This window comes from Cognatundibacterium griseum (assembly GCF_014284195.1).
GTDB lineage: Bacteria > Pseudomonadota > Gammaproteobacteria > Burkholderiales > Burkholderiaceae_D > Undibacterium > Undibacterium griseum.
Genome location: NZ_JACOGC010000010.1, coordinates 46,457 through 58,870, shown reverse-complemented (window position 1 = coordinate 58,870; position 12,414 = coordinate 46,457). Strand labels below are relative to the sequence as shown.

Genomic DNA, 12,414 nt, shown 5'->3' with positions numbered 1-12,414 from the left:
ACCGGCATTAAAAGAGCCTGAGTTAAACTGCGTGATTATCAGTCTGACCGATATTCGAATCAGCTCGGTTGCTGTTATCGGCATGAAAGCGATGAAACATTATAGGAGGCAAGAATGGTTTTGCTGTCAGATCAAGTCCATTTCCGATTGATGAGTCAAAAAGATTTTTTCCCCGTTCGGAATTTTTCTTTCTTGGTACTTTTTCTTTGCATAGCGATATTCCTTACGGGCTGCGGAGGAAGTGTCAGTGCGAGTGGTAATTCTCTTACCGGCAGCAATGGCGGTAACGGAGGCACCACATCCTCAGTGTCTGCACCTCGCTGGCATCCGGTATTGAGCGATACCTGGCAGTGGCAACTGAGAGGTACTGTTAATACGGGGTATGCCGTGTCAGTTTACGACGTTGACTTATTCGATACGCCAATGGCAACAATTCAGTCATTGCAGGCAGCGGGTAAGAAAGTGGTGTGTTATTTTTCTGCCGGCAGTTCGGAAAATTGGCGGTCTGATTTTTCTCAATTCCAAGCTGCGGACATGGGTAATAATCTTACCGGATGGGCTGGTGAGCGCTGGTTAGATACACGCTCAAGCAATGTGCGGCAGATGATGCAGGCACGATTGGATCTTGCTGTGGCCAAAGGGTGTAATGGCGTCGAGCCAGATAATGTCGATGGTTATGTTAATCGTAGCGGCTTTCCTTTAACGGCAGCGACTCAATTAGATTACAACCGGTTTCTAGCCAATGAATCGCACCAACGGGGATTGGCAATTGCCTTGAAGAATGATATCAACCAACTCTCCGACCTGGTCGGTGATTTTGATTTTGCGCTTAATGAGCAATGTCACGAATTCAATGAGTGTGATAATTATCAAATTTTTATTAATAACAATAAACCGGTATTCAATGCCGAGTATGCATCCGTGTATAGCAGCGACCCCATTATGCGTCAGACACTCTGCGCTGATGCGGCAGCACGGCGGTTTCATACACTCGTGCTGCCGCTCATGTTGGATGATAAGTATCGTTATAGTTGTGATCTGTAATCTGTTTTGCGGAGTCTTGGTTTGACCGCGATTTTTGGATTTCAGTCATCATCTCAACCGGGCATCGAATAAGAAATGATATTGCGCTTTTTCCTGCATTATGAGAAAGCGCAACTCTCCTGAGTTTCACATCAACGGCATGTGGACCGGATCAAATTCATTGCACCCTTCTTGAGCGAGGCCGCAAGCCCTGCCTGCTCAGGTTTATTCGTTTGTAGGCCGATGGCAATGCCACGACCCTGTTGTGATCATGAAATAGCGTCTTGAGGCGAACTTATTCGCAAGATCGCACGATGTCAATTAGTTGACTAAGCGAGTCAACTTCCGCTGTAAATCCATGCTGATACCTGCATAATAAGACTTGCATCTACAACATGCTGGGGTAAAGCTGCGATCACTCCTGCTTTTATAAAAATGGGACAGCGGATGAAGACTAATTTCGCACAGTATTGGAAAAAAAATAGCAGGCTTCTGATTCCTTTATTCATTTCCTTATTGATTGTCCGCATACTTCCTCCCTTTAATCTTTTCGAAGATCGCTCTTCCTCTTTGCTGCAATTGCATTTACTGCTTGAATTATTTGCGGTGATTGTGGCGATTCTGATTGCAATTGTTTCCTGGTATGAGCATGAAATGCGTGCGCATTCAGACTCGGCTGTTTTGTTGATTGGTTTCAGCACGGTGGCGGTTGTGGATCTGTTGCATGCGTTGACCTATGATGGGATGCCGAAACTGGTCACGGAAAATTCGACTCAGCGCGCTATTTTTTTCTGGCTTGCCGGGCGGACATTGGTGTTGCTGACATTAGCATTGCTGGCTTTTCAGATAAAAATCAAAATCAGTAACTGGCTTGGATTGCTGCTCGCAGGCGGCTGTGCTGGCGTGATTTTTTGGCTTGGAACTTTTGAAATCAGCAATATGCCGGTTTTGTACGTTAAAGGTACTGGCGTGACGGGACTGAAGTCGGCATATGAATACACCTTATTAGGATTCGATGTTTTGCTGGCAGGAGTCTTTATCTGGGGTGCAGACCAGCGGGAACCGGCGCGGAATAATGCATTTGCAACGTCATGTTTGATCATGGCCTTAGGTGAAGCGGTTTTTTCTAACTACCTTGCACCCTCTGATTTTTTGAATAGTTTCGGGCATTTTTATAAAGTACTTTCCTATTATCTTCTGTACCAGAGTGTCTTTGTTTCTGCGATCAGGCAGCCCTACCAAAAAATTCGTGAAAGTGAAGAAAGATTCAGGGCGTTAACGGAATTATCGGCGGACTGGTTTTGGGAGCAGGATGAGCAGCTTCGTTTCAGTCAGATTTCAAAAGGGGTTTCTCCGGCTTTTTATCAATTTCTGATCAGGGTCCGGCCGTGGGAAATTGATGCGCTGATTCCTGTGAACTTTGAGTGGAGTGATTACCGGATGAAGTCGTCGCAGAGAGAATCTTTTAAGGATTTGATCTGCAAAATCGAGAAAAATAACGAGATTTATTGGATATCCTCCAGCGCAAGCCCTGTCTGCGACGAGCATGGCCAATTTTCCGGATATCGTGGCGTGACCAGTGATATCACCAAGCGAAAAATGTCTGAACTGCAAATTGAATTTCTGGCATATCATGATCCGCTGACGGCGCTTCCAAACAGGATTATGTTGCAGGATCGATTTGAACAGTTTAAATCGTATGCAATCACGAAAAAGGTCAAACTTGCCTTGTTGTTTTTGGATCTTGACCACTTTAAAAAAATTAATGATTCGTCTGGGCACGATATCGGCGATGCGATGCTGAAGGACGTGGCCAGACGTCTTGAAGAATGTGTGCGTAAGATTGATAGCGTCGCCAGAATCGGCGGAGATGAGTTTTTAATCCTGATTCCCGATCTGACTAAAACGGAAGACGTTGTGCAGGTGGTTGAGAAGATTATTGAAAATCTGCAAAAACCTTTTTACGTAAATCACCGGGAATTAACCACATCCGCTTCTGTCGGGATTTCAATTTTTCCTGATGATGCCGAGAATTTTGACAGCCTCAGAAAAAATGCGGATATCGCGATGTATCGCGCCAAAGACGCCGGGCGGAACATATACCGGTTTTTTGATGATGACATGAATGCAGATGCATCGAATTATATGGCGTTTCGTAATGGCTTAAGGCATGCCATCGAACGTCAGGAACTGGTGTTGCATTATCAGCCTCAGCTTGATCTGCATACAGGAGAAATTGTCGGCGTGGAAGCGCTGATAAGATGGAATCATCCCGAAATGGGGATCGTTTCCCCTGCAAAATTTATTCCAATTGCGGAAGAGAGCGGCCTGATTGTTCCGATTGGTGACTGGGTGCTGAGAGAAGCCTGCAAGCAGGCAATGATATGGAACCAGATAGCTGGATATCGCATACAGATGGCGGTGAATTTGTCCGGAGTTCAATTCAGGCGCGGTGATGTAGAGCAATCTGTATTCGCCGCACTGGATGAAACCGGGCTTGATCCTGCTTTGCTGGAACTTGAGCTGACTGAGTCCATCCTGATACAAAATGCAGAACATGCGCTTGCTTGCGTGAAACGCCTGAAGTCACGGGGTATCAAACTATCTATTGATGATTTTGGCACAGGCTATTCAAGCCTTTCTTATCTGAAGCGTTTTAATATTGATAAACTGAAAATTGACCAATCGTTTGTGCGGGAGCTGAATACGAACGGAAATGACGCCACCATTGTGCGGGCGATCGTGCAAATGGCACATGGCTTGAATCTGGTGACAATTGCAGAAGGGGTGGAGGAGAGTGAAGTCCTGGAGACTTTACGCTCCTTCGGTTGCGATCAGATCCAGGGGTATCTATTATCGAAACCATTGTCTGCAGCAGAACTTGAGAAATTCATGTCTGCATATATCGCCAGCCATCAGGAAGAGGTAGCTTCTGCCAGCTGAAGCAGGTTGACTCACATCAATAATTATTGATGGATTTCCGATAATATATCGACATACTGCATACTTATTTTGACATCATGATGGCAATGACTTTTCCTGAGTGGCTGAGCAATTTATGGACTCCCGCCAAAAATAAGACAGAGAAAATCACTTGCTATCATTGCGGGGAGAAATCCTTTCCCAAAAAAACGCTTTATGTGGTTTTTAACGGGACAGAACAACCTGTCTGCTGCCATGGTTGCCTGGCAGTTTTAAAGACCATCGAAAAAAATCACTTAATTCCCGAGTATCTGCAGACAAAAGCAGAGCGGGAAATGGAATAGATTGTGGATGCTCAGGGCACTAATCAAATTAATCACCACATGCCAAATCGTCACGACGAAAAAGACTTTTTAGAACATGAGAAACTGAATTTGTCCGGTATGCATTGTGCAGCTTGTGTGCAGCTGATTGAATTCCGTCTAAAACAACTTGCTGGCGTACACAGTTTCAGGATCAATGCTGCAAGTCACAAAGCCGACGTATCGTGGGAATCAGGCAAGACCAGTCTCAAAAACATTCTGGAAGCTATTACTCAGCTTGGGTATGGGGCATTTCCCCTGGCTCAGTCGGATAGCGAGCAGGAGCGGCAGGGAAAAAAGCTGGCGCTATGGCGTTTGTTTGTTGCTGGTTTTGCCATGATGCAGGTCATGATGTATGCCTTTCCGGCGTATCTTGTACCGGTACCGCAGATTGATGGTGATCTGACTCCCGATCTGGACAAACTTCTGAAAATTGCCAGCATGGTGATCGCCGTCCCGGTAATGGGATTTTCTGCCCTTCCTTTTTTTCAGTCGGCCTGGCGGGATATCCGCAACCATCATGTCGGGATGGATGTTCCGGTTTCTCTGGGTATTTTGCTGACGTTTTTTGCCAGCGTCTGGGCTACATTTAATGGCGGTGCTGTCTATTATGACTCAGTAATCATGTTTGTTTTTCTCCTGCTGGGAGCGAGACTGATTGAGGACCGGGTACAGAAAAAAACCACGGCTGCCTTGCGCATACTGACCGAATTGAGCCTGGTAAAGGCGCAGCGATTGCCAGATTATCCCGCTTCAATGCGGATCGAAGAGGTTGATGCAGACCAGTTAGCTGCCAATGATGTGTTGCTCATCACTCCCGGGCAGAATATTCCTGCAGATGGCATTGTTCTGGAGGGTAGCAGCGACTGTGATGAGGCGCTCATGACGGGTGAGTCTCAGCCCGTTGCAAAGACTGCGGGTGATGAACTGATCGCCGGGGCGATGAATGTCGGCGGCAGATTGATCATGCGGGCAGACAAAACAGGAAATCAGACTCGCTTGTCGTCATTGATTGAGATGATGGAAACCGCTGCGACTGAAAAGCCACCGATCGTCTTGCTGGCCGACCGACACGCCAGCAGATTCCTGACCTTGATTTTACTGATCGCGCTTATTACAGGATTAGTCTGGGCATATATCGAGCCTTCACGCGCACTTTGGATTGCGATCAGTGTGATTGTCGTCACTTGTCCTTGCGCGTTGTCGCTGGCAACTCCCGGTGTTATGTCTGCTGCTATTGGATTGATGGCAAAAAATGGTGTACTGATTAAACATGGCAAGGCAATTCAGACTTTATCCAAAGCGACTCATATTGTTTTCGATAAAACAGGTACGCTGACTGTTGGCAAGTTACGTTTGTCAGACACTATCCATCTCAGCACACAGGATGAATTGCTGGCAGAGAAATTAGCTTTTCTGCTGGCATCGGGTTCTTCGCACCCGGTGGCGCGGGCAATTGCGGATGGCCTTGCAAAACATGCCGGTGCTGTATCGGACATGGAGGTCACCGGATTACGGGAAATCGCAGGTGGCGGCGTGGAAGCCTGTGTGAATGGACGCGTTTATCGTTTGGGAAGTCTGGCATTTGCTGAAGCAATGAACCATCTCCCTGTCATACTTGCGGAAAATTTAAAGAACAGAACTATTTCTGTTTTGACAGAAGCCAGCAGTAATTTATTATTGTTTGCGCTGGAAGATGTGCTGCGGAATGATGCCGTCGACGCCGTTCATCAGCTTCAGCAATCGGGAAAAAAAGTGATGCTGATGTCTGGCGACCGCCGGGAAACCGTTGAAGAGGTAGCCGAGCGTTGCGGTATCCACGATGTATGGGCTGAGCGTAGCCCTGCTGATAAATTTGCCCAGATCAGGCAACTTCAGGAAGCGGGAGCCATTGTCGCAATGGTTGGTGATGGTATGAATGATGGTCCTGCACTGGCGCTGGCCGACGTGGCCGTGGCGATGGGGCAGGGCGCCCCCATTTCTCAGACACGCAGTGATTTGCTGCTAGTCTCCAATCGTTTGAGTGATCTGGTTTTTGCCTTCCGCATAGGCCGCCAGTCATTTCGCCTTATCCGTGAAAATCTGGCATGGGCGATTCTTTATAATGTGATTGCAATCCCTGCTGCGGTGGTCGGCTGGCTGGAACCATGGCATGCAGCTTTAGGAATGTCGCTCAGTTCATTAATTGTGGTACTCAATGCGTTGCGCTTATATCTTTTACCCCAGCCGGAATATGCAATGGCTGCTGATCAGACCTGAATATGGACATCTTGTATTTGCTTGTACCTTTAAGTTTATTGGTTGTCTTTGCTATCGGGGCAGTATTCTGGTGGGCCATCAGCCATCGCCAGTTCGATGAACTCGATCAGGAAGGGCAGCGTATCGTGGACGATGTTGATGGCTGACATCTGATTTTTGTTGATGAAGCTCAGGTATTTTTGCGGATAAAATCTGCAGCCTGTTGTAAATTTTCTTCCGTCAGGCGAGCCAGCTGAATGCACGTCGCATGGGGAAATTGCACAAAATTTCTTCTGATCGATTTATTGTAAGCAGGGTCATAGTGGAGTTGAAGTAAATCGGTGACCAGCTTCTCGATGGTGCCGGCATGTGCCCATTCTTTCCATTGCTGGATTTTCTCTTTGCCATGCAAATGCGCCAGATAGTCGAGCTGCCGATTGAGTTTCTCAGGTTGCTGAATAAAGTGTGGGTAATCTTCCATCAGAAACTGAACACGATATTCAATCGATGGTTCCAGTGAAATACAGGCAGCTTCCCTGATATTTGTCATGATGGATTCCGGTACGCGAAGATTACCCACCTTTTTACTTTCGGCTTCGACATAAACTTTTTTTGTTTTATCGAAGGTTCTGAGTTTTTCCCATAGCAGCGTTTCAAAATATTTTTGAGAGGGCTGTTTTTGACTTGGAATATCTCCCAGCACGGAACCTTTATGGCAAGCCAGTCCCTCCAGATCAAGCACCTGTTCTCCCATTTTTTCCAGACAATTTAGTAACCGACTTTTACCACTTCCTGTTGGGCCGCACAAAACACGCCACTGAATACCGTCCACCAAGCCTGCTAACTGTTGATTAACCAGATTCCGGTATGCCTTGTAACCACCGTCAAGTTGCGTTACGGGCCAGCCAATTTTCGCCAGTATGTGTGCCATAGAGCCGCTGCGGTTGCCACCTCGCCAGCAATAAATCAGGGGCCGCCACTCGCGGGGTTTCTGCGCCAGTGTCGTAGCAAGATGCTTGCTGATATTCATTGCAACCAGGCCGGCACCCAGTCTTTTCGCTTCAAAGGAACCGACCTGTTTATAAAGCGTTCCAACCTGAACCCGTTCCTCATCGTTCAAAACTGGGCAATTGATTGCACCGGGCAAATGATCTTCAGCGTATTCAGAGGGACTCCTGACATCTATGACGGTATCAAAATGCGCTAATTCGGGGACGACTTGGTCGATAGTGGAAATTGCAGGATATTTCATAGCTTATTTTTTAAGTAAGGGCTGCAGTTGCCCCCATATGTTTTGCAAAATAATTGGATGTGCTGCTGCCACAGGGTGAATTCTGTCAGGTTGAAATAGTTGATTATTATTTGCAACAGCTTCGAGTAAAAACGGCACCAGCCGGATTTTCTGTTCCTGCGCAAGCTTCTGATACATCGAGAAAAATTGTTGGGTATATGTTTTTCCGTAATTCGGCGGAACCTGCATTCCGGCAAGCAGCACTTTTGCATTCTGATTTTTTGCGTTAAGAATCATGGTGCGGAAATTGTCTTCAGTGTTATTGAGCGGTAATCCTCTCAATGCATCATTTCCACCCAGTTCGATAATCACAATATCGGGATGATGCTGATTTAACAGGTCCGGTAAGCGATTTTTACCACCGATGGATGTTTCACCGCTGATGCTGGCATTAATGACTCTGGCAGGTATTTTTTCTTCTACCAGTTTTTTTTCTAACAAACTGACCCAACCTTGTCCGCGTGCAAGACCATATTCTGCAGATAAACTATCCCCCAGCACCAGAATTGTTTTTGATGCAGAATAAGCGTCACTAATCACTAAGAATGAAAAAAGCAAAAACGACACTTTGAACAAGTTCAGAGTTATCCGGCGAACAGACAGAAAAGAATTCATGGAACATCCTATGCAAGCAGCAATTACAGTGAGTGGCCTGAGCAAGCAGGTTGAGGACGCATCGGGACATCTCACTATTTTGAATGGTATCGATTTTACAGTGCAGCCGGGAGAAACGCTTGCAATCGTCGGTGCATCGGGATCAGGTAAATCCACTTTACTTGGCATACTCGCAGGTCTGGATACGCCCAGCAAGGGGACTGTTCTGCTGGATGGCATCGATATTTTTACCCTGAACGAGGATCAGCGTGCAAAATTTCGCAAGGATAAGCTGGGTTTCGTTTTCCAGTCCTTTCAATTATTGGCGCATCTGACTGCCCTGGAAAATGTGATGCTTCCTTTGGAATTAAAAGGAGATAAATCCGCAAAAGAAAAGGCTGAACAAATGTTGACACATGTCGGCCTTTCTTCCAGGTTGCGTCATTACCCTAAATTTTTATCTGGCGGCGAGCAGCAGCGAGTGGCGTTAGCGCGTGCATTTGTCACTGAGCCGCCTTTACTGTTTGCTGATGAGCCGACTGGCAGTCTTGATGCCACAACGGGGGAGGCGATTATTCAACTGATGTTTGCACTGAACCGTGAACGCAATTCAACATTGGTTTTAGTCACGCACGATATGTCTATCGCTGAGCGTTGCGGCAGAATACTCACGATTACTGCGGGTCATTTATCCGAAGGTGATTCCGGTAGCCGGAGGTGAACGATACTCAGGCTGGATTATATGCCTGGTCCAGCGGGCAGGAAATTAGTTTTCCGTCATCATACAGCTCAAGCCAGCCACCTCTTGGATTTGCGGAGTCATAATCCCAATCCGGTAACACCAGTCTGCGGTAACTGTCACCGGCGTGTTCAGCTGGCCGGTGTGTGTGACCATGGATCATCAGATCGGCTCCGGCAGATTGAACGAGCCTTGCTATCGCATCCTGATTCACATCCATGATTTGCATACTTTTTTTCTGTTGCTCAGCCTGACTGCTTGCGCGCATTCCTTGCACCATAGATTTTCTTTGCTCCAATGGCAGCGCTAAAAAATTGCGCTGCCATTGAGCATGACGAACCTGCTGACGGAAAGCCATATAGTCAGTGTCATCAGTGCACTCCGCATCACCATGGCATAAAACGATTTTATGTCCTGCTGCCTGTAGCAGATATGGTTCCTGGAGAATTTCTGCGCCAGTTACCCTTGCGAATTCATCTGAAATCAGAAAATCCCTGTTCCCTGCCATAAAATAGATGTTGGTACCGCTGTTTTTTAATTTTTGCAGTGTTTCAACGATGTGCCGATGATATGGATCGCCAATATCATCGTCGCCGATCCAATATTCGAACAGATCTCCAAGAATAAACAGCATTGGTGTCTTGGGCGCATGTTGGTGGAGGAAGTCCAAAAAAGCAGCGGTTGTTAAGGGCTGGGTGGGACTGAGATGAATATCAGAAACAAATAACGCAACCGGCTCCGGTTGCGTTATTTTCAGGGAAGAATGCAGAGGTGTTGCCATCAAAAATAATCAGACGATTTCTGCTTTTTCGATGACGACATCTTCGACAGGCACATCCTGAAACATGCCTGAACGGGATGTTTTGACGCTTTTAATTTTATCGACAATTTCGGTGCCTTCGCTTACACGGCCAAATACGCAATATCCCCAGCCATCTTGTCCCGGATAGTCCAGGAAACTGTTGTTAGCAGTATTGATGAAGAACTGAGCGGTTGCCGAGTGTGGCGCACCTGTACGGGCCATTGCAATGGAGTAGCGCTCATTCTTCAGACCGTTATTGGCTTCGTTGTCAATCGGTGCCTGAGTCTCTTTTTGATTCATGCCAGGCTCAAAGCCGCCGCCCTGAATCATAAATCCATCAATCACGCGATGGAAAATCGTGCCTGCATAATGCCCCGCCTCCACATATGCCAGAAAATTGGCGACAGTTTTTGGGGCTTTTTCTGCGTTCAGCTCGATTTTGATGGTACCTAAATTTGTGGTCAGGATGACAGCCATGATGGTCCTTGTTGAGTAGTAGATAATTAAAAATGTAGTTATTTTATTACAGTCGCAGATTGAATAATGATCGGCTTTTGCGGGACGTTTTGCATCATATACGCATCGCCTGTTGGGACGGACTTGATTTGCTCTACAACTTCCATTCCTTTGATTACTTTGCCGAAAGGTGTGTACCCCGCAGTGGCGATTAACGCTTTGCTTCGCGGTGCTTTGACCATATTGCCACGATAATTAAATTCAACAGGATCACCTTCTGGCAATATCTGATGATTCAGAAAGTCATTATCTCTCACATTAATAAAAAACTGCGCCGTTGCTGAATTGGGGTCTTCTGTTCTTGCCATCGAAATCGTGCCCAGATCGTTCTTCAGGCCTTTTTCCAATGCTTGTGCAGCCTCCAGAGGAATCGGTTTACGGGTTGGCTTTTCTTTCATGTTTTTATCGTAACCACCACCCTGAATCATAAAATTATCAATGACCCGGTGAAAAATGGTTCCTTTATATTGGCCTGCTTTGACGTAGGATAAAAAATTTTCTACTGTTTTTGGCGCAGCATCCGGGTATAACTCAACAACAATTTCCCCTAAATTCGTTTTGATTGAAACCTTCGGAAAGCTCTGTGCCATCGACTGTCCGGGAAGCAGTGTGATTGTCAATGCCAGAATAAGTCCGCTTAAAAAAGTTTGCATAAATAAACCTTTCAGACGTTAATTTCGAAAATAATGCGCCATTTGGACGCTTCTTTGATCCAGTACTGACGCTTTCTATTACTTGATTTTATTTTTCCGCTCAGTGTTTCCTGGGTAAATGTACTGACAATCATTTCATCGTTGCCAGGGTAGCGAAAGTGTGTAATATCGCGCAATCTGATGACGGGCGTACCCCCGTCCGACCCCGTCTTCTGTTTTATGAACCAAGAGTTCAGCGTATCGCCTTGCATGGTCTTAAAGTTACGTGAATAGTTTGCCAGAATCCGGTTCATATTCTGGCTTTCCAGATCCAGGCGCCAGTCTTCCAGTAATTTATTTGCTAATTGTTTTTCTGCATTTGCTTTTGCTGCATGAATGAACTCAATCTGTTCTGCGATGATGACTGGAGTTTTTCCGATATCAACGGAAGCGGCAATTTTCAAAAAATCTGGATTGGTCAAAACTACACAACCATCCGAAGCCAAAGGGGGGCGGCTAAAACTGGTGGATGGCACGCCATGCAGCCAGATACCTGAGCCACCGCGGCCGTTGACCTTATCCCAGTCATTCGGATAGTTCAAGGGGAGTGCTCCGGGGCCATAAAAATCCGGCAATTTGCTTCCGGACAAATGGCTTGTGATGTAATAAACCCCGATCGGTGTTTTTTGATCACCTTCTTTGAATTTGTTTATACCGAATTTCCCGTGACTGACGTAATGATCGCTCAGTAATTTCAATTGCCCCGCATCATTCTCATACAAATATAACCGGGACTTCTTCGCGTCCACCAGAATAACCTGTTTCTGATCATCGCGAAGCTGGAGTACAGGGCGCGGAATCAATCCGGGAGCCGGTTTTTCTCTGAACGCATGAATTCTGGCTGCAGCTTCGTCACGCAATTCTTTTAATTTTTCACCTTGTGCCGCGCTGAACCCTGCACCGAAACTGGTAACCGGGCGCGTATGCATTAATAGCAAGTCTCCTTTAATGAGCTGGGCCAACTGGAAGTTAGGGTAAGCCTCGGTCAGCTCATCAATTTTTGTTTGTGCTAATTGTAATTTGTTCTCAGAGAGATTTTGATATACCTCAATCAGCAGCATATCGGGATTCACTGATGCTGCGCCAGATTCAGCCGGAATAATTCTGGATGAGCGCATCTTCGTCGCAGCATTGGCGACGGATGTGATGAAAGGGAGAATAGTCAGGCACAAAAAAAGGAAGAAAGCACCTGCCTGCCTCGAGTTCTTTCTGAGACCCGAAGTCATCATAAGCAC

The 12,414-nt window shown here is 46.4% G+C and carries 12 protein-coding genes; 6 read left to right on the top strand and 6 right to left on the bottom strand.

Annotated elements, in window-relative coordinates; genetic code table 11:
- Window positions 1–114: 114 nt before the first annotated feature.
- The 5 genes from H8K27_RS16260 (at window position 115) to ccoS (ending at window position 6,712) form a co-directional block, all read left to right on the top strand.
- Window positions 115–1,044: an endo alpha-1,4 polygalactosaminidase gene (locus tag H8K27_RS16260; RefSeq protein ID WP_230419448.1), complete on the top strand. Its 930-nt coding sequence runs from the start codon at window positions 115–117 to the stop codon at window positions 1,042–1,044.
- Between the two features lie 426 nt (window positions 1,045–1,470).
- Window positions 1,471–3,966 (top strand): bifunctional diguanylate cyclase/phosphodiesterase, encoded by a 2,496-nt coding sequence (locus H8K27_RS16255; RefSeq protein WP_186864230.1) that lies wholly within the window; start codon window positions 1,471–1,473, stop codon window positions 3,964–3,966.
- 77 nt (window positions 3,967–4,043) lie between these two features.
- Complete coding sequence (locus H8K27_RS16250; RefSeq protein WP_186864229.1) at window positions 4,044–4,289, top strand: heavy metal translocating P-type ATPase metal-binding domain-containing protein; 246 nt, start codon at window positions 4,044–4,046, stop codon at window positions 4,287–4,289.
- 39 nt (window positions 4,290–4,328) lie between these two features.
- Entirely contained in the window at window positions 4,329–6,566 is a 2,238-nt protein-coding gene (locus H8K27_RS16245) for a heavy metal translocating P-type ATPase (RefSeq protein WP_186864228.1), read from the top strand.
- Window positions 6,567–6,568: 2 nt separating this feature from the next.
- A complete protein-coding gene (gene ccoS / locus H8K27_RS16240; protein WP_186864227.1) occupies window positions 6,569–6,712 on the top strand; it encodes a cbb3-type cytochrome oxidase assembly protein CcoS in 144 nt (47 codons plus the stop codon).
- A gap of 23 nt (window positions 6,713–6,735) precedes the next feature.
- On the opposite strand, the gene mnmH is transcribed toward ccoS, so the two are convergent.
- Together mnmH and H8K27_RS16230 are read right to left on the bottom strand one after the other, a co-directional pair.
- Window positions 6,736–7,797, bottom strand: a complete 1,062-nt coding sequence (gene mnmH, locus H8K27_RS16235) for a tRNA 2-selenouridine(34) synthase MnmH (RefSeq protein ID WP_186864226.1) — start codon at window positions 7,795–7,797, stop codon at window positions 6,736–6,738.
- Between the two features lie 3 nt (window positions 7,798–7,800).
- On the bottom strand, window positions 7,801–8,451 hold the full coding sequence (locus tag H8K27_RS16230) for an arylesterase (RefSeq protein WP_186864225.1): 651 nt from the start codon (window positions 8,449–8,451) through the stop codon (window positions 7,801–7,803).
- 10 nt (window positions 8,452–8,461) lie between these two features.
- Between H8K27_RS16230 and H8K27_RS16225 the strand changes: the two genes are divergently transcribed.
- Window positions 8,462–9,151, top strand: coding sequence for an ABC transporter ATP-binding protein (locus H8K27_RS16225; protein WP_186864224.1), 690 nt, complete (start codon window positions 8,462–8,464; stop codon window positions 9,149–9,151).
- Between the two features lie 7 nt (window positions 9,152–9,158).
- On the opposite strand, the gene H8K27_RS16220 is transcribed toward H8K27_RS16225, so the two are convergent.
- Genes H8K27_RS16220 through H8K27_RS16205 form a run of 4 tightly spaced genes read right to left on the bottom strand, consistent with a single transcriptional unit; the run spans window position 9,159 to window position 12,408 of the window.
- The gene (locus tag H8K27_RS16220) at window positions 9,159–9,950 is read right to left on the bottom strand and encodes a UDP-2,3-diacylglucosamine diphosphatase (protein WP_186864223.1); all 792 of its coding nucleotides are present in this window, start codon (window positions 9,948–9,950) and stop codon (window positions 9,159–9,161) included.
- Window positions 9,951–9,959: 9 nt separating this feature from the next.
- The gene (locus tag H8K27_RS16215; RefSeq protein ID WP_176801933.1) at window positions 9,960–10,448 is read right to left on the bottom strand and encodes a peptidylprolyl isomerase; all 489 of its coding nucleotides are present in this window, start codon (window positions 10,446–10,448) and stop codon (window positions 9,960–9,962) included.
- Between the two features lie 38 nt (window positions 10,449–10,486).
- Window positions 10,487–11,140 carry a peptidylprolyl isomerase gene (locus H8K27_RS16210; RefSeq protein WP_186864222.1) on the bottom strand — a complete coding sequence of 218 codons (654 nt, stop codon included), beginning with the start codon at window positions 11,138–11,140 and terminating at the stop codon, window positions 10,487–10,489.
- An 11-nt stretch (window positions 11,141–11,151) separates the two neighbouring features.
- The gene (locus H8K27_RS16205; RefSeq protein WP_230419446.1) at window positions 11,152–12,408 is read right to left on the bottom strand and encodes a L,D-transpeptidase family protein; all 1,257 of its coding nucleotides are present in this window, start codon (window positions 12,406–12,408) and stop codon (window positions 11,152–11,154) included.
- Between the last annotated feature and the right edge of the window lie 6 nt (window positions 12,409–12,414).

Bases quoted from the DNA above. Each gene is read 5' to 3' on its own strand.
- H8K27_RS16260 (WP_230419448.1), top strand. From the start codon at position 115: ATGGTTTTGCTGTCAGATCAAGTCCATTTCCGATTGATGAGTCAAAAA.
- H8K27_RS16255 (WP_186864230.1), top strand. From the start codon at position 1,471: ATGAAGACTAATTTCGCACAGTATTGGAAAAAAAATAGCAGGCTTCTG.
- H8K27_RS16250 (WP_186864229.1), top strand. From the start codon at position 4,044: ATGATGGCAATGACTTTTCCTGAGTGGCTGAGCAATTTATGGACTCCC.
- H8K27_RS16245 (WP_186864228.1), top strand. From the start codon at position 4,329: ATGCCAAATCGTCACGACGAAAAAGACTTTTTAGAACATGAGAAACTG.
- ccoS (WP_186864227.1), top strand. From the start codon at position 6,569: ATGGACATCTTGTATTTGCTTGTACCTTTAAGTTTATTGGTTGTCTTT.
- mnmH (WP_186864226.1), bottom strand. From the start codon at position 7,797: ATGAAATATCCTGCAATTTCCACTATCGACCAAGTCGTCCCCGAATTA.
- H8K27_RS16230 (WP_186864225.1), bottom strand. From the start codon at position 8,451: ATGAATTCTTTTCTGTCTGTTCGCCGGATAACTCTGAACTTGTTCAAA.
- H8K27_RS16225 (WP_186864224.1), top strand. From the start codon at position 8,462: ATGCAAGCAGCAATTACAGTGAGTGGCCTGAGCAAGCAGGTTGAGGAC.
- H8K27_RS16220 (WP_186864223.1), bottom strand. From the start codon at position 9,950: ATGGCAACACCTCTGCATTCTTCCCTGAAAATAACGCAACCGGAGCCG.
- H8K27_RS16215 (WP_176801933.1), bottom strand. From the start codon at position 10,448: ATGGCTGTCATCCTGACCACAAATTTAGGTACCATCAAAATCGAGCTG.
- H8K27_RS16210 (WP_186864222.1), bottom strand. From the start codon at position 11,140: ATGCAAACTTTTTTAAGCGGACTTATTCTGGCATTGACAATCACACTG.
- H8K27_RS16205 (WP_230419446.1), bottom strand. From the start codon at position 12,408: ATGATGACTTCGGGTCTCAGAAAGAACTCGAGGCAGGCAGGTGCTTTC.